The sequence below is a fragment of the Haloferula sp. A504 genome (assembly GCF_044385805.1).
Lineage (GTDB): Bacteria > Verrucomicrobiota > Verrucomicrobiia > Verrucomicrobiales > Akkermansiaceae > Haloferula.
In genome coordinates, this window is sequence record NZ_JBISBU010000019.1 from 44,474 (window position 1) to 66,227 (window position 21,754).

General features: G+C 64.7%; 16 protein-coding genes and 2 tRNA genes. 5 read left to right on the top strand and 13 right to left on the bottom strand.

Annotated elements, in window-relative coordinates:
• Positions 1-49 precede the first annotated feature (49 nt).
• A complete protein-coding gene (locus ACG2LG_RS11275; RefSeq protein WP_396259052.1) occupies positions 50-1,888 on the bottom strand; it encodes a phosphoenolpyruvate carboxykinase (GTP) in 1,839 nt (612 codons plus the stop codon).
• Positions 1,889-2,071: 183 nt separating this feature from the next.
• Here ACG2LG_RS11275 and ACG2LG_RS11280 point away from each other — a divergent pair, with 183 nt between their 5' ends.
• The 4 genes from ACG2LG_RS11280 to ACG2LG_RS11295 all read left to right on the top strand — a co-directional run bounded on the left by ACG2LG_RS11280 (position 2,072) and on the right by ACG2LG_RS11295 (position 6,156).
• The gene (locus ACG2LG_RS11280) at positions 2,072-2,977 is read left to right on the top strand and encodes a rhomboid family intramembrane serine protease (RefSeq protein WP_396259054.1); all 906 of its coding nucleotides are present in this window, start codon (positions 2,072-2,074) and stop codon (positions 2,975-2,977) included.
• 11 nt (positions 2,978-2,988) lie between these two features.
• Positions 2,989-3,768, top strand: coding sequence for a nucleoside triphosphate pyrophosphohydrolase (gene mazG / locus ACG2LG_RS11285; protein WP_396259055.1), 780 nt, complete (start codon positions 2,989-2,991; stop codon positions 3,766-3,768).
• A gap of 132 nt (positions 3,769-3,900) precedes the next feature.
• The gene (locus tag ACG2LG_RS11290) at positions 3,901-4,860 is read left to right on the top strand and encodes a hypothetical protein (RefSeq protein ID WP_396259057.1); all 960 of its coding nucleotides are present in this window, start codon (positions 3,901-3,903) and stop codon (positions 4,858-4,860) included.
• Positions 4,861-5,076: 216 nt separating this feature from the next.
• Positions 5,077-6,156 carry a M42 family metallopeptidase gene (locus ACG2LG_RS11295; protein ID WP_396259058.1) on the top strand — a complete coding sequence of 360 codons (1,080 nt, stop codon included), beginning with the start codon at positions 5,077-5,079 and terminating at the stop codon, positions 6,154-6,156.
• A gap of 17 nt (positions 6,157-6,173) precedes the next feature.
• Here the strand turns inward: ACG2LG_RS11295 and ACG2LG_RS11300 are convergent, their stop codons facing one another.
• Complete coding sequence (locus ACG2LG_RS11300; protein ID WP_396259060.1) at positions 6,174-7,379, bottom strand: alpha-L-fucosidase; 1,206 nt, start codon at positions 7,377-7,379, stop codon at positions 6,174-6,176.
• Positions 7,380-7,496: 117 nt separating this feature from the next.
• Between ACG2LG_RS11300 and lgt the strand changes: the two genes are divergently transcribed.
• Positions 7,497-8,585, top strand: coding sequence for a prolipoprotein diacylglyceryl transferase (gene lgt / locus ACG2LG_RS11305; protein WP_396259062.1), 1,089 nt, complete (start codon positions 7,497-7,499; stop codon positions 8,583-8,585).
• Here lgt and ACG2LG_RS11310 read toward each other — a convergent pair.
• The 11 genes from ACG2LG_RS11310 to ACG2LG_RS11360 form a co-directional block, all read right to left on the bottom strand.
• The gene (locus ACG2LG_RS11310) at positions 8,569-9,024 is read right to left on the bottom strand and encodes a LysM peptidoglycan-binding domain-containing protein (RefSeq protein WP_396259063.1); all 456 of its coding nucleotides are present in this window, start codon (positions 9,022-9,024) and stop codon (positions 8,569-8,571) included. The genes lgt and ACG2LG_RS11310 overlap by 17 nt on opposite strands.
• A gap of 157 nt (positions 9,025-9,181) precedes the next feature.
• A tRNA-Ala gene (locus tag ACG2LG_RS11315) sits at positions 9,182-9,257 on the bottom strand.
• Between the two features lie 230 nt (positions 9,258-9,487).
• Positions 9,488-10,924, bottom strand: a complete 1,437-nt coding sequence (locus ACG2LG_RS11320) for a DUF1501 domain-containing protein (protein ID WP_396259065.1) — start codon at positions 10,922-10,924, stop codon at positions 9,488-9,490.
• 4 nt (positions 10,925-10,928) lie between these two features.
• Complete coding sequence (locus ACG2LG_RS11325; RefSeq protein ID WP_396259067.1) at positions 10,929-13,793, bottom strand: PSD1 and planctomycete cytochrome C domain-containing protein; 2,865 nt, start codon at positions 13,791-13,793, stop codon at positions 10,929-10,931.
• 95 nt (positions 13,794-13,888) lie between these two features.
• A tRNA-Leu gene (locus tag ACG2LG_RS11330) sits at positions 13,889-13,970 on the bottom strand.
• Positions 13,971-14,158: 188 nt separating this feature from the next.
• Positions 14,159-16,255, bottom strand: a complete 2,097-nt coding sequence (locus ACG2LG_RS11335) for a hypothetical protein (protein WP_396259068.1) — start codon at positions 16,253-16,255, stop codon at positions 14,159-14,161.
• A 224-nt stretch (positions 16,256-16,479) separates the two neighbouring features.
• Positions 16,480-17,574: a helix-turn-helix domain-containing protein gene (locus ACG2LG_RS11340; protein ID WP_396259069.1), complete on the bottom strand. Its 1,095-nt coding sequence runs from the start codon at positions 17,572-17,574 to the stop codon at positions 16,480-16,482.
• Positions 17,575-17,877: 303 nt separating this feature from the next.
• Positions 17,878-18,192 carry a DUF1080 domain-containing protein gene (locus ACG2LG_RS11345; protein ID WP_396259071.1) on the bottom strand — a complete coding sequence of 105 codons (315 nt, stop codon included), beginning with the start codon at positions 18,190-18,192 and terminating at the stop codon, positions 17,878-17,880.
• A gap of 148 nt (positions 18,193-18,340) precedes the next feature.
• Complete coding sequence (locus ACG2LG_RS11350; protein ID WP_396259072.1) at positions 18,341-19,282, bottom strand: DUF4405 domain-containing protein; 942 nt, start codon at positions 19,280-19,282, stop codon at positions 18,341-18,343.
• Positions 19,283-19,460: 178 nt separating this feature from the next.
• Positions 19,461-20,741, bottom strand: a complete 1,281-nt coding sequence (locus ACG2LG_RS11355) for an FAD-dependent oxidoreductase (RefSeq protein ID WP_396259074.1) — start codon at positions 20,739-20,741, stop codon at positions 19,461-19,463.
• A gap of 30 nt (positions 20,742-20,771) precedes the next feature.
• Positions 20,772-21,536, bottom strand: a complete 765-nt coding sequence (locus ACG2LG_RS11360; RefSeq protein ID WP_396259076.1) for an SGNH/GDSL hydrolase family protein — start codon at positions 21,534-21,536, stop codon at positions 20,772-20,774.
• Positions 21,537-21,754 lie beyond the last annotated feature (218 nt).

A 21,754-nucleotide genomic window follows, 5' to 3' on the forward strand; every position in this document is an offset into this window, starting at 1 on the left:
GCCCGCTCCGGATCGACCGGAGCGGGCTTGGAATTCGGGAGACGCCGGATCAGCTCAGGCGGGCGGCCAGCAGCTGCTGTTGGAACACGAGTTCCTTCGGCATCAGGTCGTAGAGCTTGAGGAACAGGTTGCCCTGGTCGACGAGTTCGGCGGCCCATTCCTCGGGGTTGTAGGCCATGCACTTGTCGAACTGCTCTTCGGTGAAGCCTTCGAGGCCCTCCAGGTTGAAGTCCTCGATGTGCGGCGTCCAGCCGATCGGGGTCTCGTGGCCGGCGACCTGGCCCTTGCAGCGGTTCACGATCCACTCGAGCACCCGCATGTTCTGGCCGAAGCCCGGCCACAGGAACTTGCCGTCCTCGTCGAGGCGGAACCAGTTCACGTGGAAGAAGCGGGGCAGGTCCTTGATCTTGTCGCGCATGTCGAGCCAGTGGTGGAAGTATTCGGCCATGTTGTAGCCGCAGAAGGGCAGCATGGCCATCGGGTCGCGGCGGACGCCGGCCTTGAGGCCGATCGCGGCGGCGGTGACTTCCGAGCCCATGGTGGCACCGACATACACACCGTGCGACCAGTTGAAGGCCTGATAGACCAGCGGCATCGTCGTCGGCCGGCGGCCGCCGAAGATGATGGCCGAGATCGGCACGCCGTCGGGATTCTGCCAGTCGGGGTCGATCGTCGGGCACTGCTCGGCCGGGGCGGTGAAGCGCGCGTTCGGGTGGGCGGCGAGTTCATCGCTGTCGGGCGTCCAGTCCTTGCCTTTCCAGTCGATCGCGTGGGCCGGCGGGTCGCCGTCCATGCCTTCCCACCACACGTCGCCGTCATCGGTAAGCGCGCAGTTGGTGAAGATCGCGTTCTCGGTCATCGAGTCCATCGCGATCGGGTTGGTCTTGTAGGAGGTGCCCGGTGCGACGCCGAAGTATCCCGTCTCGGGGTTGATGGCGTGCAGTTTGCCGTCCTCGTGACCCCACATCCAGGCGATGTCGTCGCCGATGATGGTCGTCTTCCAGCCCTTGTCCGCGTATTCCTTCGGCGGGATGAGCATGGCGAGGTTGGTCTTGCCGCAGGCGCTCGGGAAGGCGGCGGCGACGTAGGTCTTCTCTTTCTCGGGCGACTCGAGACCGAGGAGCAGCATGTGCTCCGCCATCCAGTCGTGTTCGCGGGCGATGTTCGAGGCGATGCGCAGGGCGAGGCACTTCTTGCCGAGCAGGGCGTTGCCGCCGTAGCCGGAACCATAGGACCAGATCTCGCGGGTCTCGGGGAAGTGGCAGATGTACTTCGTCTCATTGTTGCAGGGCCAAGGGACGTCCGTGTCGCCGGGCTCCAGCGGGGCTCCCACGGTGTGGATGCAGGGAATGAAGTAGCCGTGACCGTCGCGCTTCTTCTCGATCTCACCGGCGTCTTCCGCCTCGAGTTGGTCGAGCACCTTTTTGCCCATGTGGGTCATGATGCGCATGTTGACGACGACGTAGGCGCTGTCGGTGATCTCGACGCCGATTTTCGCGAGCGGCGAATCGAGCGGGCCCATGCAGAAGGGGATCACGTAGAGGGTGCGGCCCTTCATGCAGCCGTCGAAGAGCGGCTTGAGGGTGGCCTTCATCTCCTTGGGATCGGCCCAGTTGTTGGTGCCACCGGCGGCACCCTTGCGGCGGGTGCAGATGTAGGTGCGGTCCTCGACGCGGGCAACATCCGAGGGAGTCGAGCGGGCGAGGAAGGAATTTGGGCGCTTTTCCGGATTGAGGCGCGTGAAGGTGCCGGCGTCGCAGAGTTCCTGCGTCAGCTGGTCCCATTCCTCCTGCGAACCGTCACACCAGTGGATGTTGTCGGGTTTGCAGAGGGCGGTCATTTCCTCGACCCAGGCGGCGAGGGCTTCGTGTCGGGTGGGATTGCTCATTGCGGCGCGAGTCCAGACGAAGCCTCGTGGGGCGGCAATTCGATCCGAGAATATGCCGCTGTTTCGGAGGAATTCGCGCAGTCCCGCGGGTTCGATCAGAGAATCCGCGTAGAAGCATGAGGATCAATGCGCGATGGGGCTGGCCTTGCGGGGTCTCCGGACGCGTGGTAACGACCCTCCGCGATGGGCTTTCAGGATCGGGAATACGCACGACCCGCCCCGGCGGCCATGCCGCGGGTGCCGGTGGTCACCAAGTGGTTGCTGATCCTGAACATCGGGATCTTCCTGCTGGATCTTTTCCAGCGACCGGAGGGCATGCCCGGGGGCGTGCTTTCGTGGGGACCCCTGAATCGCTGGGGGTGTTTTGTTTTCGAAACCTCGGTCATGCAGGGGCGAATCTGGGAGTTCCTGACCTTCCAGTTTCTCCACAACGACTTCGGGCACCTCGCGTTCAACTCGATCGGCATTTTCTTCTTTGCGCCATTCGTCGAGCGCTGGTGGGGCGCCCGCCGCTTCCTGGCCTACTACCTGCTCTGTGGGGCGGCCGGGGGGGTGTTCTACTCGCTGCTGCTCATGGTGGGCTTGCTGCCAAACTCCGATGCCGGGACGCCCTTGGTGGGGGCCTCGGCGGGGGTCTTCGGGCTGATCTTCGCGGTCTATCGGCTCGCTCCCGCGGTGCAGGTGAGGTTGCTGATTCCGCCGATCACCCTGACCATGCGTCAGCTCGCGCTGGCGCTGGCGGCCCTTGCCGTCCTGGTCATCGTCGGTGGACTTGTTTTCCCGAGCGCCCGCATCTTCTGGAACAGCGGCGGCGAGGCCGGTCACCTGGGCGGGGCCTTGATGGGGCTACTGTTGATGAGTTTTCCCGGTCTGCTGGGCAAGCCGACCGGATTCCGCGGCAAGGTGGTGCGCGACGCCCGCTTCGTCCGTCGTGGCGGTCCGCCGAAACTGCGCCCGCGGACCCGCGTGGATCTCGACCAGGAGAGCGAGGTCGACCGGATCCTGCAGAAGATTTCCGAGCACGGCCTCGACAGCGTGACCGATGAAGAACGCCGCACCCTTGAGGACGCCAGTCGACGCAAGCAATGACCGATCGTGAGATGATCGAGTGCTCGGAGAAGGCGCGGCAGATGGATCGCCTGCGCGCGATCATGCATCGGCTGCGGGCACCCGGCGGGTGTCCGTGGGATGCGGAGCAGACGCATGCAAGCCTGGTTCCGAACCTGATCGAGGAGGCCTACGAGACGGTCGATGCGATCCAGCGTGACGACATGCCGCATCTCCGCGAGGAGCTCGGCGACCTGCTGCTGCAGGTGGTTTTTCACAGCGAACTCGCCTCGGAGCGCGGTGACTTCGACGTCGACGAGGTGGCCCGCGAAATCAGCGAGAAGCTCATCCGCCGCCACCCCCACGTGTTTGCGACGAGTGGAGCGGACGACGCCGAAGCGGTGCTCAAGCAGTGGGATGAGATCAAGCGCTCGGAGAAGGGCACCGGGAGAGAGCCCTTCCTTCACGGCACCGGCAAGGGCCTGCCGGCCCTGCTGCGGGCGGCCAAGCTTCAGAAGAAGGCCGCGAAGGTTGGCTTCGACTGGCCGGACGAGGAAGGCGTGAGGGACAAGATTCGCGAGGAACTCGACGAGGTGGAGTCGGCGGACTCGCCCGAGGCCGCTGCCGGGGAGATCGGTGACCTCCTGTTCTCGGTGGTGAATCTCGCCCGTTTTCGCAAGCTGGATCCCGAGGTGCTGCTGGCCGATGCGAACCGCAAGTTCGAGGAGCGCTTCGGCGAGATGGAGAAGGCCTTGCGGGAGCGCGGCCGGTCTCTCGAGGACGCCTCCCTCGATGAGATGGAGGCAGCGTGGCAGGCGGCGAAGAAGCGCTGAAACGGGAGGCTTGGCTTCCGCAAGAAATGCGCAAAGTCGGCTGGCTTGCGCATAGCCTCTAGCAGCTGCGTCGGAGGATGGTGCGGGTGTCCCGGGGAAACCTTCCGGGTACAATAATCCACCCAGAGAATGATGAAGCCGATCACAACGATCACCGCCCTCGCCGCAGCCCTCACAATCACCGCATCAGCCAGTGTGATCGCGACCGCACCGGAAGCTCCCGTCGCAACCACCACCCGTGGCGGCTTCGAGACCGCCCGGCGCCCGATCACCAATCCGACGCTGTTCGACCTCGCGCTGCCGACCACCAACATCCACCCGATCTACATCTATCACGGCTTGCCGAACCAGGTCTCCATTCCCGGTGGCACGATCCCGATGGGTGGCAACGTTCAGGTTTACGCGCTTCAGTTCGAGATCGCCTTTACCGAGCGCCTGTCACTGGTCGCGACCAAGGACGGTTACGTGCAGATCGATCCGAAGACGACTCCGCTGTGGTCCGACAAGTCGGGATTCGCGAACATCGCCGCCGGTCTCAAGTACGCGTTCATCCTCGATCCTGTCAATGAACTGGCGGTGAGCGGCACGGCGACCATCGAGTTTCCGACCGGGAACCACGACGTCTTCCAGGGTGAGGGCGATGGCGCGATCAACCTGATTGTCTCGGCCCTGAAGATGGTCGACGACCTGCAGCTTGCCGGTGGTGCCGGGGTGAAGATTCCCTTCGATGGCCAGATGGCGACGACCTCGTTCATGAGCGGCCACATCAGCTACGAGGTGGTGCCATGGTTCATTCCGTTGGTGGAGCTCAACTGGCACCACGTCCTCGATGCCGGCAATGGTCGGCCGAGTTTCTTCGGCCAGGCCGGCGGAGCCGTGCCGGTGGTTGCCGCCTTCGAGGGGCACGACCTGCTGAACTTCGGCGCGGTGAATGCCTTCCACAACCGCGACCTCGTCACCGTCGCCGCGGGTTTCCGCTCGCGTCTTAGCGAGAGCGTGGACGTGGGGTTCGCCTATGAGTTTCCGATCACCAGCAGGGAGAAGGGCATCATCGACGAGCGCTTCACCCTGGACCTCATCTGGACCTTCTGATTTCCGGGTTGTTCAAGGAACTGGGAAACCCCGGGTGGCCATCGGTCGCCCGGGGTTTTTTGTTAGGAGGCGGGCCGCCCCCGGCCCGCGACGGGTGAGCCGGCCGTTCGGGCAAGGCATCGCTCAACGGTTGGGCCGGCCGCTGGGGTCGCGGCGCGGGGGCGCGCCACCTCCAATTGGGCTTGGCCCGGAGGGCTTCCGCGCTAGCGTCGCGGCATGCGCGAAAAGGCCCTTTCCCTGCTGAAGCAACTCACCGAGGCCCACTCGGTGCCGGGACACGAGGATGAGGTCCGGGGCATCTTCGCCGACGAGCTGAAGGATGCGGGTGAGCTCTCGACCGATGGCAACGGCTCGGTGTTCTGCGATGCGGGGGGCGAGGGGCCGCGGGTGCTCGTCGCCGGGCACATGGACGAGGTCGGCTTCATGGTGCAGAACATCACCTCCGATGGCTTCCTCCAGTTTCTTGCGCTGGGTGGATGGTGGGAGCACAACCTGCTGTCCCAACGCGTCGAGGTGCGCACGGCGGATGGTCGCAAGGTGCTCGGCGTGGTGGCTTCCAAGCCGCCTCATTTCCTCTCAGAGGCCCAGCGAAGCCAGGTGCTTTCGATCGACAACATGTTCATCGATGTCGGGGCGTCGTCGCGCCAGCAGGCGACCGGGGAGTTCGGCATCGCGCTGGGCGATCCGATCGCGCCGGTAAGTGCTTTCTCCCCGATGGCGGCGGAGGATCTCTACATGGCCAAGGCCTTCGACAATCGGGTCGGCATGGCCGGGGCGATTCATTGCGGTCTGCTGGCAGGCGGGCAGGAAAGGGGCAATCGCCTGCTTCTTGCGGGAACCGTGCAGGAGGAACTCGGCCTGCGCGGGGCCCGCACTGCGGCACGCTACGCCAAGCCCGACGTGGCCATCGTGCTCGAGGGTCCGCCGGCCGACGACACCCCGGGCTTCAACCGCGCCGATTGCCAGGGCAGGCTCGGCGGGGGCGTGCAGATCCGGCTTTTCGACAGCAGCGCCCTGGGGAACCCGGCCTTCGCGCGCCTGGCGCAGCAGGTCGCCCGCGAGGAGTGCATCCCCTTCCAGGTCACGGTGCGCCGCAGCGGCGGCACCGATGCCGGCAGCTTCCACCTCGCCAACGAGGGCGTGCCCTGCATCGTGCTCGGTGTGCCGGCCCGCTACATCCATTCGCACAACGCCATCATCGACCTCAACGACCACCTGCACATGGTCGCCCTGGCGGCGGCCCTGGCGAGGAGGTTGGACGAGTCGTCCGTCGCCGGTCTGACGCGATATCTGTAGGGAAGCCGCCGAAAGGTTCACTCCGCCTCGCGGATCATCCGGCCCACCTCGGCAAGGGTCTTGACGTCGATGTCGCGGAGCTTGCCCTCGTAGTTCGGGCCGATGTTGATCGAGAAGATGTTCCCGAACTTGCGGGCGCCCTGGTAGTCCGCAAAGAGCTTTGAAGCCGGGTGGCAGAGACCGTCGTGCTTGGGCAATGAGTAGAACCACTCGGCCCCGCCACGGTGCTTCGGCAGGATGGGGTAGGTGAATTCGGCGACGAGGTAGCCCTTGAAGGAGCCTTCGGCCTCCTGGTTGTAGCGCGTGGCGCTCTTGTCACCGATTTCTCCCGGGCGACCCTTTTCGCGCAGACACAGGCGTCCCGCGGGTTCGCCGTGATTGAACCCCACGAAACTGTTCGGCTGGAACTTGTGGACCCATTCCACGGTTTCGTCGTGCGACAGCCCGCCGGTGCCGGCCGCGTGATCCATCCACCAGAACTCGATCGGGCCGTAGCGTGTCAGCAGTTCCTCGAGCTGGGCCTTCTTCATTTCCGGATTACGGCCGCCGTTCCTTCCGCCGTCGGCGGCCCCCGGCCAGTTCCAGTCGCCCTCGGAAAAATACAGCGCAAGCTTGATCCCGTGTTTGTCGCAGGACTTGCGGAGCTCGGCCAGCACGTCGATGCCCAGCGGGCTGTTGGTGACCTTCTTTTCGGTGGTGGCCGTGTCCCACAGGCAGAAGCCGTCGTGGTGTTTGGCGAGGAACAGGATGTATCCCATGCCGGCGTCCTTCGCGGTGCGGCACCACTGGTCGGTGTCGCAGCCGGTCGCCTTGAAGAAGGAGGCATCCTTGTCCAGTGTCGGCGTCCATTCCTTGCCGTAGAAGGTGCTGAAGGACCAGCAGACGAACATCCCCCACTTCATGTCCTGGATCTGCCTGGCCCGGACTTCGTCGGGCAGGCGTTCCGCTGCAGGGGATTGCCGGGCCTTCACCCAGGTCAGATCATCCTGGTGGAGGCGATCTTCGCGGATCCGGATCGATTGACCGTCGGGGAGTTCGACCGTGACCTCGCCCTTTCCCGGATCGTAGGACTGGAACTCCCCTTCGAAGTTTCGCTTGCCGTCGGCACTGGTCCAGGTGCGGGCCGCCAGGGAGGGGGCGAGAAGCAAGGCGAGGGTGAGGGCGACGGCCGGGATGACTCCATAATCGCAGAGTCGGCGACCGGCGGATGAGGCAAATTTCATGACGGACTCCAGATGCATCAGGGGATACGCCGGAGGGGAGAAGGATGTGTCAGGAAGTGCCTGCGGTTCAGACTTTCCGGTCGGTTTGGGATGGACGCGGATTTTTGGTTTTGGCACTTGGAACTTCTCACCTGGAACTTCGAGGCGCAGCCTCCCCCCGTGTTCGCGACCTACGTCCACGATCTGAATCCGGTGATCTTCCGGATCACGGAGACGATTGCGCTGCGCTGGTACGGCCTTTCCTACCTGGCGGCCTTCGTGGTCGCGGTGCTGCTGCTCAACCATCTGGCAAAGCGGAAGCTGTGGGTGCTGCCCCCGGGCGCGGCCGGGGACTTCATTGCCGCCGCGGCGATCTTCGGCGTGTTCATCGGAGGGCGGCTCGGCTACATGCTGTGGTACTGGCCGCGGGCGCACGGGTGGTCCTGGGTCACGGAGGATCCGCTGGTGATCTTCCGCGTGTGGGAGGGAGGCATGGCCAGCCACGGCGGGATCCTCGGGCTGGTGATCTTCACCTGGTTCTACGCGAGGAAGAAGGAGGTCTCGTGGACCGGGCTCGGTGACGGCCTGTGCGTGGTCGCGCCGCTGGGCCTGATGTTCGGCCGGTTGGCGAACTTCCAGAACGGCGAGCTTTACGGGCGCGTCAGCGAAGGGGTGGCGTGGGCAATGAAATTTCCGAAGGCCCTGATGGAACGGCCGCAGCAGGAGGGACGCTTTCTCGAGGCCGCCCTGCAGGATGCGGAAAAGGCGGGCGGCTATTTCGACGCCAAGCTCGCGGAACTCGAGACGTTGGATCCGGGGCTCGCGGCGGAGGTTGCCGCCCGGCCCGAGTATTTCCAGGGCCTGCGTTTCGAGTGGATGCAGCAGGCGCAGCTGGACCATCCGGCGATCAGCCAGGCCATCGCGCCTTTCCTTGAGCCGCGGCATCCCTCGCAACTCTATCAGGCGGCGGGCGAGGGGTTGGCGCTGTTCCTGATCCTCTGGGTGCTCCGCGTGCGCCATCCCCATCTGCCCCATGGGGTCCTGACCGGTGTGTTTTTCATCGGCTACGCGGTCTTCCGCATCCTCGGCGAGCAGTTCCGCGAGCCGGATTCCAAGATGGTGGGCCCGCTGACGAGCGGGCAGTTCCTTTCACTCTTCATGATCCTCGCCGGCGCGGCCTTCATCGCCGTGGCGGTCCGGAGGAGGAAGATCAGCGCGGAATCTTGAGCCGCTGACCGATCCGGATCAGGGAGCCACTGACACCATTGGCGCTTTGGATCTTGCCGACCGTGGTGCCGTATTTTTTCGCCAGACCATACAGCGTGTCGCCCTTGCGAACGGTGTGATAGGTGACGGTCGGCTTGGGCTTCGGTTTTGGTTTCGGCTTTGGCTTCGGCTGCGGTCGCGGAGTGGGGGGCGTGACGCTCTGCTGCGAGGGCGGAGTGTTCTGCGCGATCAACGGTGGCTCGGGTTCCGGCTCCGGCTGAGGCTCCGGTTCGGCAGGTTTGTGATTCCACTTGGAAGGGTTGTCCGCCCAGGCTTCGACGTAGTTTCCGCGGCTGTCGAAGGGGCCGGTCCCGGAAGGATGCGGACCCGCAAAACCACCACAGCCCACCAGCGCGACGGCCAGAAGGAAAGCGACGGACAGGGAGAAGCAATTCCGCATGGCGCGAGTATGCGACTTCTGGGCCGCTTGCAAAGCATGTTTAAGATACCCGAACGACAATCCTTCAAGGTCCTGGTGCCTCGAGAGTTTTGCCACCCGTAGCTCCGGGCCACACCACCCTCCGCTCCGGCCGCGCTGCGCTTGCCGGAGCGGAGGGTGGTGGAGCATAGCGGGATCGAACCGCTGACCTCGTCATTGCGAACGACGCGCTCTACCAACTGAGCTAATGCCCCTCAAACGTCCGGTGGACCGGCGGAGAGGTGCCATCCCGATGCCATAAGTTCAAGGCGAAAGGCGTGCCAGGGTGTCACTGAAGATGGTGGGCGGAGCGAGGCGGCGTGATCGGCAAGCGGCAGGCTGTGGCCGGGCCTTCCAGGCCCGTGGCCCGGATCGACATTCGTGATGCCGGGCCTTCCAGGCCCGGCCACCTACCGTTTCCCACCACTTCCATGCACCCGGCGTGCTACAGCAGGATGTCGTGCAGCACGTGCCCGTGGACGTCGGTCAGGCGCATGTCGCGGCCGCCGAAACGGAAGGTGCTCTTGGTGTGCTCGATGCCCAGCAGGTGGAGCATCGTCGCGTGGATGTCGTGCATCTCGATGCGGTCCTGCACGGCCTTGTAGCCCCACTCGTCGGTCTCGCCATAGCTCACGCCGCCCTTCACGCCGCCGCCGGCCATCCACATCGTGAAGCCGAAGGGGTTGTGGTCGCGCCCGTTGCCGCCCTGGGCGAAGGGCGTGCGGCCGAACTCGCCGGCCCACACCACCAGCGTTTCCTCCAGCAGACCGCGCTTTTCCAGATCCTCCAGCAGGCCGGCGATCGGCTGGTCCACCGACATGCAGTTGAACTCGTGGCCTTCCTTGAGCTTGTTGTGCTGGTCCCAACGATCGCCCGCCCCGTCGGGGCAGGTGAGTTCGATGAAGCGCACGCCGCGCTCGACCAGTCGGCGCGCGACGAGGCACTGACGGGCAAAGGTCTTGGTGCCCTTGTGACCGGCATCGAAGCCGTAGAGTTTCTTGGTGGCTTCGGTTTCCGAGTCGAAATCCATCAGGTCGGGCACCGCGGTCTGCATCAGGTAGGCGGTCTCGTAGTTGCGGATCGCCGACTCGATCGCCTCGGATTGCCCATACGAGTCGAGTCCGTGGGTGTCGAGCGAACGCAGCGCGTCAAGTTTGCTGCGCTGGAGTTCGGGCCGGGCCTCGCCGGGCTTGATGTTGGCCACAGCCTGACCCTGGGTCTTGAAGACCGATCCCTGATAGGTCGCGGGCAGGAAGCCGGAGTTGAAGTTGTCGAGCCCGCCCGGCGGGATCAGTCCGCCATTCAGCACGACGAAGCCGGGAAGGTTCTGGTTGAGACTGCCCAGTCCGTAGCCGACCCAGGCACCCATGCTCGGACGGCCCTGGATGCCGGAACCGGTGTGCAGGAAATAATTGGCCGCGGTGTGCTCGGAGAACTTCGAGGTGCAGGACTTCAGCATCGCCAGCTTGTCGGCGTGCTTCGCCACGTGGGGAAAGAGGTCGCTGACCCAGTGGCCGCATTCGCCATACTGGTTGAACTCCCACGGCGATGCCATGACCTTGCCGACGTTGTCGAACTGGGTCGGCTCAAGCTTGCCGATCGCCGTCTTCGGGTCCTCGCCGTTATGCTTTTTGAGCAGCGGCTTGTAGTCGAAGGTGTCGATCTGCGACGGCCCCCCGTCCATGTAGAGGAAGATGATGTTGCGGGCCCGCGGGCGGTAGTGCGGCGGGCGCGGCAGCAGGGGGTCGGTGCCGGTGGGCAGCCCGGCAAAGGCGCGGTCCCCGAGCAGGGCGGCCAGAGCGACGGCACCGAACCCGTGGGCGCCCGTCTGCAGGGCTTCGCGTCGGGTCACGGGACGCTGGATGAAATTGCGGCAATGCATGGCGTCAGCGGATGAAGATGAATTCCTTTTTGTTGAAAAGCAGATGGGCGAGGTCGGACCACACCCTGAGGTCGTCGCGGCTCGTTCCGTGCAGCCCGGCCTGGCGGTCGAGGAACTCGTCGAGCATCGACCGTTCCGGCGCTTGCAGGTCGCGGGAGAAGGCGGTGGCGTAGGCCATCGTCAGGCGCTTCGCGGGGTCGGGTTCGGTGAGCAGTTGCCTCGCCCAGCGTTCCGCCTCCGCCGCCACGAAGGGGTCGTTCATCAGCACCAGCGACTGGGCGGGGACGTTCGAGTTCGAGCGCCGGCCCATCGTGCTGAAGGGGATGGGGTAATCGAAGGCAAGGTGGAAGGGCGGCAGGAAATTGCGGCGCACCGCCGTGTAGAGGCTGCGCCGGCCCGCGCCGTCGAGGGGCCCTGCTTTCGGGCGTCCCCGGCCTTCCATGAAGGAGGTGAGATGAACGCCCACCGGAGGACCGCCGAGCTTCGGGTCGAGGCGCCCGGACACCGCCAGGATCGCGTCGCGGATGGACTCGGAGGTCAGACGCTTCACCCGGAATGCATGGAGCTTTTCGTTGGTCGGATCCTTTTCGGCGATCTGCCCGGCGGTGAGCTCCGGATGCGGGATGCAGGACATCCGGTAGGTGCGCGAGAGGACGATGGAGCGGATCAGTTGTTTGTTGGACCACCCGGATTCGACGAAGCGGGCGGCCAGCCAGTCGAGAAGTTCGGGGTGCGAGGGCTCCTCGCCCATCACGCCGAAATCGTCGACCGTCGGCACGAGACCGCGTCCGGTGAGGTGGTGCCAGATGCGGTTGGCCTGCACCCGCGCGGTCAGGGGGTTTTCCGGTGACGTGACTTCCTCGGCGAGTTCGAGCCGGCCGCTGCCGGTCTCCGGAATGGCGCCTCCACCCAGGGCGGTGAGGAAGCGGCGGGGGAGTTCCTCGCCGAGGTTCTGGTGGCCGCCGCGGATGTGCAGCCGATCGTTCTCCGGCGTGCCATCGGTCATGGCCAGCACGTAGTCCGGCGCCGGCATCCGTTTCCAGACGGCCTGCGCCTGCTCCATGACCGGAGCGAGGGCGTCCGGGTCGGCGATCGGAACCAGCGGCATTTCCTCCGCTCCCTTCGCGTAGGCGATCTCGTCGATCGCGATGTAGCCGTCGCCCTCGTCGATGAATTCGAGGTGGACGCGGTGCCCGACATACTTGTGGAGGCGTCCGGCGAATCGTTTCCACTGCCACGCTCCGTTGGTGTCGATGCCCTTGCCCTTGAGTTCGAGTCCATTGAAGAGGAGTGCGTTGAACTCGTCCATGAAGTAGCCATCGACCACGATCCGCGCGCGGACGCGCCCGGTGGCGGCGAGCCGGACATGCAGCTCCGGCTTCTTCAGGGTGAAGGTCGGCGAGCGCAGGGTGCCGTGAAGGGGGGCTCCATGGAGGCCGCTGTGCCAGACGCCGGCCGGCACGTGGTTCGTGGTGGCGGGCAGCAGCGCCACTTCGAGCTTCTCTCCGCCCGTGGGCTTCTCGGGAAATGCCTCTCCCTCCCTCATCCATCCGGCCGGCGACGATCCATCGAAGCCCCAGAGTTGCTCCGGACTGCGGGCCCGGTCGGACGGGGCGGGAGGGCCGGCGGCCAGGGCGGTGGCGCGCTCCTGCAATTGCCGGAGTTCAGTCGCACCGGCCGCGATCGCTCCTCCCGGGTCGCGCGGGGCGAGTGCCCTCCGCGAACTCTGGAGGTAGCCCGTCAGCGAGTAGTAGTCCTCGTCGGAAATGGCGTCGAACTTGTGGTCGTGGCAGCGGGCGCAGGAAACCGTCAGGCCGAGGAAGGATTTCGAGAACACATCGACCTGGTTGTCGATCCGCACCGCTTCGTCGCCCCGGACGTCGGTCGGGGCGTGGGTGGCCTCACCGAGCCACCAGAATCCGGTGGCGGTGATGGACTCGTTGAGCCCGGTGGACTCGTCGACCCGTGGGTCCGGCAGCAGGTCGCCGGCGATCGCCTCGCGGATCATCCGATCGTGCGGCACGTCTTCGTTGAAGGCCTTCACGACGTAGTCGCGGTACTTCCATGCCTCGGGAATGTCGTAGTCGAACTCATGGCCGTAGCTTTCCGCGTAGCGCACCAGGTCCAGCCAATGGCGGCCCCACTTCACGCCGTAGTCGTCGGAGGTGAGATAGGCATCCACGACCTCGGCGTAGGCCTCGGGTGAATTGTCATCGAGGAAGGCGTTCACTTCCTCAGGTGTCGGGGGCAGGCCGCGGAGGTCGAAGCTCACCCGGCGGATCCACGTCCGGCGGTCGGCGTCCGGCGCGGGCTTGAGTCCGGCTTCCTCCAGCCCGGCGAGGATGAAATGATCGAGCGGTTCCAGCGGCCACGACTTGTCCTCTACCGGGGGCGGTTCGACGTCGGCCACCGGCTGCCAGCACCAGTGGCTGTCGCGCCGGGCTTCGAGGTCGAAGTATTCGCGGTTGCCGCCCGGCTCGGGCGGAGCTTCGTCGGGCCAAGGTGCCCCCATTGCCACCCACCGCTCGAGATCGGCGACCTGATCGTCGCTGAGCCGGGTCTTCGGAGGCATCTGCAGGTTCACATTGGTGTAGCGGACCGTTTCGATGAGCAGGCTTTCGTCCGGTTTCCCGGGGACGATGGACGGCCCGCTGTCGCCTCCCCTGAGGATCGCGGCCCTCGAATCGAGGAGCAGGTCCGCCTTCAGCTTCTTGGAGTCGACGCTGTGGCACTCGTAGCACTGGGCCGCCAGCAGAGGCCGCACCTTCTTCTCGAAGAACTCCAGATCCGCCGCCGAAGGCTCCGCCCCCACCGGGCCCGCTGCGATCAAGCAGCCGAGGAATGCGGGGATGGAGCGAAGGACGGGCATCGTGGATGGGGCGGTGACGTTCGCCCGAATACGTCATCCAAGCACCGGATTTTCAACAATCGAGCCCGAAACGCGGTCCCAACGCCCCTTCAAGATGCCGGGGACAGGACTCGAACCTGCACACCTTGCGGCGCCTGATCCTAAATCAGGTGCGTCTACCAATTCCGCCACCCCGGCATGTCGTGACGCTTGTGCCAAGCCGGGGCCACGCTGGCCAGCGAAAGTGATAGGAGGCCGCAGGTTCCCGCAGGAGCCAAGCCCCCCGGGGGAGATGCAAACAAGGGAGCCCGGCGAGGACTCCCTTGTTGACTGTGTTTCAGGCGGAGAGGCTCCATTCGACGAAGAAAGAAGCCGCTCCGGGGCCTTCACGGGACCGGAACGGTCGAATCGAAGGCGGCACCGTCGTCCTGCGGGACGTCCTTTCTGTCATGGGGCACGCCCACCTGCACTTCGCCGGAGCAGAAGCCACCCCGACCATCATCGGCCGTGAACGAGATGTGATACACACGACCGTTGCCGGCCCGGTTTGCGGGTCCGCAGCGCTCGGAGCGAAGCCACGCGGTGCTGGTGCCGATTCCGTCGCCGTCCGGCGAGAAACAACCGTCACCGGTGGTGTCCACCGGCTCGTCCTGCCGGATTGCATCGATGGTGATCGTCACCGGATCCCCGTCCGGATCGATGACACCCAGGACCTCGATGCCCACCCACTTGTGGTTGGGTGGCCACAGGAGGTCGCTGCTGGCAAAGGCGTCAGAGCAATCCGGGGGCTGGTTCGGGATGAAGGTCGCCTCGTCGCTCGTGGCGCAAGTCACCTGGGCGCAGCACGTGGTGCTTGCCGTGAAGGTGAGGTCGACAGGATCCGATGCTCCGACCGGTGCCATGACCGAAACGACGTTGTCGGCGTCGATGCTGACCGTCCAATCCATGGGGATGCCGTCGATGGTCCAAACCACCGGGCCGACGCCACCATACGACAGGTAATCGTCGAGGTCGAAGGCGGCGAAAGGTGCCACCTGGTCCGGCACACCGCTGACTTGCGGTGTTTCGCAGACGTTGACGACCACGCAGTCCTCCGTCGAGGCGGTGGCTCCGCCGCCGCTGGTCACCGTCAGAACCGCCTTCCATTCATGCAGGCCGGGCGTGTCGGCGGGAACGCTGAACGGCTGGGTCGCCGTGCCCTGGAAGTCCTCGAGCGGGATCTCGGCGACCATGCCGCCGTCTTCGAACAAGGTCAGCACTCCATCGGCCGGGAAGCGCTCCACCGCATAGGTGACAGAGACCTCATAACCGGTGTCGCAGGAGCACTCCGGCGCTTCGACCGAGACCTCGACCGGAAACACCGTGGCTTGCAGGATGACCACATACCACGCGCTGCTCAGCCAAGGATTCCAGTAGTCATAGCCCGGCCAGGACCCGTTCGCGTTCTGAAGATCAACCAGGAATTGCGAGTAGTCGCCATGCCAGTCGCCGGCGGATGTGTCGGGTGTGGCAAGGGCGTTCGGAATCGTTGCAACATCCATAAGTTCAAGGCCCTTGAAGACACTGAACATCGCGTAGGAATGTCCCTTGTTTCCGTACCAGGTTGCGCTTGGTCCGGTGTTCCACCGCTGGTTGAGGAACTCCAGCGCCGCCTGTGCCCTGCTGCTCGTGGCATCGTCGCCCACGTAATGCATCTGGACCAGCAGTCCGCCGGTCTTCGAGCAGTTCACGTAGGTGTTCGGGTCGGAGTAGCCCGAGCCGCCGCTGGTGTCGTTCTGGATGTAGTCGATCCAGATCTGCAGCTCGTCCTTGACCCATGCCGGGGCACAGATGCCCCACTGCTCCGCTGCGACGAGTCCGAGCACCGGCCACTGGGCGGTCGAGTTGTCGGAGTCGGTGGATTGCGAGTGGTATCTCCAGCCGCCACGACCGGTGCCGCTGTCGACCTGGCCGAAGGCGGCCCAGTCGACCACGTCCTGCATCAGCTCGCGATAGGTCATTCCCGTGAACGGTCCGGTGTTCACCAGCCGGTCCGGAGTGCTGCTGGCCACGAGGGTCTGCATGATCATGCCGGTCTCATAGACTTCGCGATTCACCGACTCGTCCCACCAGCAGATCCCGATGCCATTGCCGTTGGAATCCGGGTCTCCGGCGGGTTGGGGGGAGATGCTGATCGTACGGGCACGCGCGAGGATGTAGTCGAGGCCGTCTTCAACCTGCGCCGAATACACCGACCCTCCTCCGGGGAGATGGCCTTCGTTCTCGAAGGCGAGCACCGCTGTCGCGGTGTAGGCCAGGGGATTGGGCCCAGAGGGGCCGAAGGAACCGTTGGGGTTCTGTTGGGTGGCCAACCAAGCCAGGCCGTCTTCGATGGCCTGGTCGATCTCAGCCTGAGTGGCTGCGATTGCCGACGAGGCGGTGAGTACCAGTGCCAAAACACCGGTCGCCGCGCCAAGCAGACTCGATTTGGGGGTTGTCTTCATTTTCTTGTGTCGTTTCTGCGACGGCCCGCCGAGCAAGGCCGTGGGGCGGAGCGGCGGGCAGCCGGTTCGGTTTCGGGCCGGGGACAATGTCCCGCGGCCATCAGGCGCCAGTTTCCCTCCTTCCCGCGGGCCGGCAAGGGACGGATCTTTTCGAACAGCGGAGCAATTTCTTGATCGCGGGGAACGCTGGACGGGCTCCCGCAGGGTCGTTCGCCATACCGCCGTCAACGCGAGACCTGGCGCCACTGCGACGGAGACATTCCAAGATGTTGCCTGAACGCATGGCGGAACCAGCAGGCACTCGCGTAGCCACTGGCTTGGGCAATCTCCGCCACCGTGAGACGGGGATCCTGCAGCAGCCTCCGGGCCTTCGCGAGCCGCAGTTCCTGCACGTAGGCATGGAAGGGGATTCCCGTTTCCCGGGCGAAGACGGTTGAGATGTAGGAGGGCGAACGGCGCACGCTGGCGGCGGCGTCGGCCAGGCCGAGGGTTGGTCGATGGTAGTGCTGCAGGACGTAGTGCCGCACCTGGTCGACCAACTGTGCCGGGCGGGGAAGTTCCGCGGGAACCAAAGGCTCACCGGACAGTTCGGGAAGTCGTTTTCGCAACGAATGACGCAGCTCAACGTCGCTCTTCCGGATGGCCTCCCTTTCGCGCCTTGCATGGTCCAGTGCCTGTCGCAGTTTCTCGGCTTCAAGCCGTGATTCCAACCCGTGGGCGACGATTTCGAGCAACTTGACGGCTTCCCCGAAGGCCATGCCCCCCCGCGACTGCCTGGGCGGGTGAGGTCCGGAGGCCGGTTTGTCATCGGAATGCCCCTTCATCCGGAGCGGGGATTTTTTTCCGGAGGATGTCGTCCTCTCGCGGTCCGGACCGGGCGGAATCGGCCCTTGGATGACCAGGGTGAGCACGAAGCCCTCTTCGGAGCTCAGGTCGATCCGGCAGTTCTTCCGCCCGCAGGCTCCGCCGAAAACTCTTCTGTTCGTCTTCACCCGCCCGGCTTCCATCCAGTTGTGGCCGAGGCAGGCGGCACAGCGTTCGAGGTCGTGGGGCGTTTCATGGATGGAACCCTCGGGGCACGACCGCTCCAATCCAGTCCAGGACAGAAGATGAAGCCGTAGCCCGGTGAGGTTGGTGAAGTCGCTGGCGATGTGGTGATCGAGTTCCTTCCGGATGCAATCCGCACAGCGCTTCAGGCTGCAGAGGGAACAGGCCTGTTCGTCCGGAGTTCCGGTGGGCGGCGTCCCGCCCCCGTTTTCATCACGCTGGCCTGCCGCGGCCATCGTTTCCGTAACCCCGTTGTTGTTTCGAGGATTCATGCCCGTTGCCGGGATTGCCAGGCCGCGGGAGTGGCACCGGCCGGCATCATCGTTTCAACCCCACTCCGGATCCGAAGGCTAGCCAGGACAGGGGAGGGAGGTCAAATGGATTGAAGCGAGCTGGATTGAATCGAGCCCACCGGGCTTCGGCCTTGGTGCCGAAGCCTGCGGCGAAGGAATGGTCTTTTGGAAAAGCGGGGCAGACTGGGACCGGTCATCGATCCCGGGGGCGTGAGACGATCGGGTGATCTGGTTCCGGAGACTTGGATTCGTCTCGTGCTGCTCTACCCGCGTGCTCCCGACTCAGGGGAGCTCCACAATGTGGATCCGGCGATACCGGACCTCGAAAGGAGCGCCCGAGTGGGTTTGGAGGGCGATCAGGCCGGTGCGGGGGATCTCGGGGTCCTGCTCCTCGTAGTCGACGGTGAGGATTCCATTCAGCCAAAGGCGTACCCGTGGGCCCTCGCAGCGGATGCGATAGGAGTTCCAGCCGTCCTCAACCCGCCACCATTGCTCTTCACCCTTGCGGATCTCCCAGCCGTCGAGCGACTTGCCGTCGAAGAGCGACTCGGCGTGCAGGGTGGCCAGGAGGAGGGGGAGAAGCAGGAGTCGTTTCATGGCGTTGGTGTCGTCCGTCCAACAGATTGCAGCACTTTGGAACCGCAGATTAAGGGGATTACGCGGATTTATCGAGATCAAGCAATCTGCGTAATCTGATTACCCCCCCACAATCTGTGGTTCATCATTTTCCTTGTTAGGATTGGTTTCATGGCTCACCCCGCTCGATCTTCAGCAGGGCGCTGTCGATGAGGTCGAGGGCCGAGCCGAAAGTATCATCGACATAGTAGAGCGACCACGCCTCCTTGCCATCCTCGTCCTCGCGTTTCGGATAACCGACGAGGTCGAGGGTCTGGAAGGTGAGCGGCAGGAGTTCGTCGATCTCCACGGCGTAGACCAGCGACGGCTGGTCGTCGTAGGGACCGTGGGCGTCGCCCGGCTGGTTGATCTCGATGAGCAACTTGTAGGGCGTCGAGGTTTCCGGGTCGGCGGGAAGGATGTAGTCGGCCGGATCGAAGGAGCCGTTCGGGGTGGGGGAGGAGACCAGGTCGACTTCGCCCTTTTCCTCCGCTTCCTGCTTCGCCTTCTCCCAGCCGGCGCGCTTGAATTTCCAATAGGGCAGCGCGGCGGCCGACTCCATGTCCGGTTCGTGGAGCGTCTTGATGTGATACGCGCCCTGGTTTTCCAGCCAGATGGCGAAGGCGGGAGGCTGCTGCGGATCGAAGCCGGTGCCGGCCTTCACGGTGAGCGCCATCCGGTAGTGGTCGGCCGGACTGTAGCGGTAGATAAGGTGATCCTCCTCCATCTCGAAGCGATCCAGTGCAGGGCCGAGGTTGCGGCTCAGACCGAGTACGGATTTCACCGGGGCCGGCTGGAAGTAGAAGAGCGCGGTGAGCGCACCGGTCACGATCAGCGCCACCCAGATCGCGCGGCCGTGGGCGTATCCCCTGAGCGGGCGGAAGTTGTTGAGCACGTGCAGACCGACGATTCCGATGAACAGGAATCCCATCAGCGAGTGCAGGCCGATGATGGTGATCGAGAACGGCCGGACGAATGCCAGCACCCCGGTGACGGCCATCACCAGGAATGTGAGCGAGATGAAGAGCGAGGTGGATCGCCTTCGCAGCGTGCCGAGGTTGCGCTTGGCCATGGGCCCTAGGGTAGTCCGTCTTGCAGGCAGTGTGCGATCATCTTGGTTTTTGAAAGAGCGTTGTTCACCGCAGATTCAGGGGATTTGGTGGATTACGCAGATGATTTGATTTCTGAAAATCTGAGCAATCCCCTCAATCTGCGGTTTCCATCAATTTCAATCTGTTGGAGGAACGACGCTAGGCTTTGTCGGGAATGATCGCACCGTGCTCTTGGAGCAGCGCGTGGAGACGTTCGAGTGGAACTTCGCCCGGAGTGGTTCCATCCTTGGCCGCGAGGGCGGCGGCACAGGCGGCGGCCTGGCCCATCGCCATGCAGGGGGCCTGCACCCGCAGGCCGGAGTTGGCGAGGCGGTCGCTTGAGAGGCTGCGGCCGGCCACGATGATGTTGCGGCTGCCTTTGGGGATGAGGGCCGAGAGCGGGATGGTCGGCACCGTGCCGGGCTTGAGCGGCTTGGGCTTGACCCCGTGCTTGGTGTGGAGGTCGACCGGATAGAAGGCGTTGCAGACGGCGTCGTCGAACTTGCGGCCCGAGGTGTAGTCGTTGACCGTGATCATGGTCTCTCCGACGATGCGGTAGCTCTCGCGGAAGCCGGGCTCGGGCTGCAGGTGCATGAGGCGCTTCTGGCCCTTGGCATCGCGGAGTTTTTTCAGCACGAGCTTGCGGCCGGCAAGCTTGGCTTCGGTGACCGTGCGGGAATTGGTGGAATCGGCACCGTGTACGTAGATCTGGTGCAGTTGTTTGCGGCCGACCTCGTGATTGCCGCCGAGCTGGAAGAGATAAGACCCGGGTTGGGTCTCGTCTTCGCGCATCCGTTCAAAACCAAGGAGGCCGACGACTTCGGCACCGCCGGTACAATCGATGATCTGCTTGCAGCGGACAAGACGGTTGGTGCCGAAGCCGGCACAGTTGAGTTCCCAGCCGGCGGGCGTGGCTTTGGCTCCCTGGATGAACTCGTGGTAGGCGATCTCGACGCCGGCATCGACGCATTTCTCCTCGGCAAGAATGGAGTAGACGAACTGGTTGACGGTGACCTGGTTCTGCCAGTGGCGTGCGGGCACCTTGGCGAAGTCGGGAAGGGTGCCGCCGTCGAGCTCGACGGATTCCCTGACCAGCTCCCAACCGATGCCGGCGATGATCTGCTTGCCCCAGGCGTCGAAGAGGCCGGGGTAACAAACCCCGCCCACGGTGGTCATGCCGCCGAGCTGGCCGCTGCGTTCCAGCAGTAGCGTCCTCGCTCCGGCACGCCCGGCCTGAATGGCGGCGACGGTGCCGGCGGTGCCGCCGCCCACGACCACGACATCGACCTCGGTGGTCAGATCATTCGCGAGCTCTTCGGGTTCCGTGCCGACCGTGATGCCGTCGCGCGCGAGCACGACATGGCTGGTGCTGGCAATGGCGATACCGCCAATGCCGTATCGGAGGAACTGTCTGCGGTCGGTGGAAGGAAACTCGGCCATGGCGCGTCACTACGTGCGGTCGGGCACCGATCATGCAAGCCCGGTGTCGCCCAGCCAACGCGATGCCATCAGCGCGTGCCCGTGGGGCGAGGGGTGGATGTCGTCGCCGGCCAGTTCCTTGTGCGGATATCCCGCCGCCACCGCGGCGTCGAACATCTGCTGGAACTCGACGTAGAGCGCGCCGCTGGCCTGGGCCGCTTCGCGTGCCTTCTCGCGACGCTGGTCGAACTCCGGGAACCAGTCGGGCCGCGTCGAACCGTCGGCGGCGCGCACCACGAAGGGCTCGCAAATCACGATCCGGGTGTCGGGCAGGGCCTCGCGGGTCCGGTCGAGCAGCGCCTTGAATCCGGTTCCGTAGCTCTCCACAGTGCCCTCGTATTTGCTGCCGAAGGCGACGGTGTGCCAGTAGTCGTTCACCCCGATCATGATCGAAAGGATGTCGGGTTTGAGCTCGAGGCAGTCTTTTTCCCAGCGGCCGTCGAGGTCGGGCACCTTGTTTCCGGAAATGCCGCGGTTGTAGAGCTTGAGTTCCTTTTCGGGATACTTCGAAAGCAGGTGGTAGGCGATCATCCTCGCGTAGCCGTTGCCCAGTGCCTTCGTGTGGTTCGGCTCGGCGATCGTCTTGTCTCGGCCGGCGTCGGTGATCGAGTCGCCCTGGAGCAGGATCGTCGCGCCCTGCTTCAGCTCGAGCGTGCCGGCCTTCGCCGTCTCTTCCGAGCGGGCCGGGGTCGTGGAAACAGCCGCCGCCGAGGCGAGGGCCGAGGTCGTGAGGAACTGTCGTCTTGAGGAATTCATGGATGCAATGGTGGCGTTGCCATCAGGAAAGCCCCCAACCTACGATCCGACGAGCCGAAACCTGTCCGCAGGGCGCGGATGGACGCGATCCAGGAGCGCCGGTTGTGAAACCGGCACCCGAGCGGGCAAGGACCCGGAGCAGTCGGGGAAAAGTGGCCTCTGTCGATCAAGGGCGTGCGGCCTGCGCGAATTCCAGAGGCCGAGCCTCGTCCGGTCGG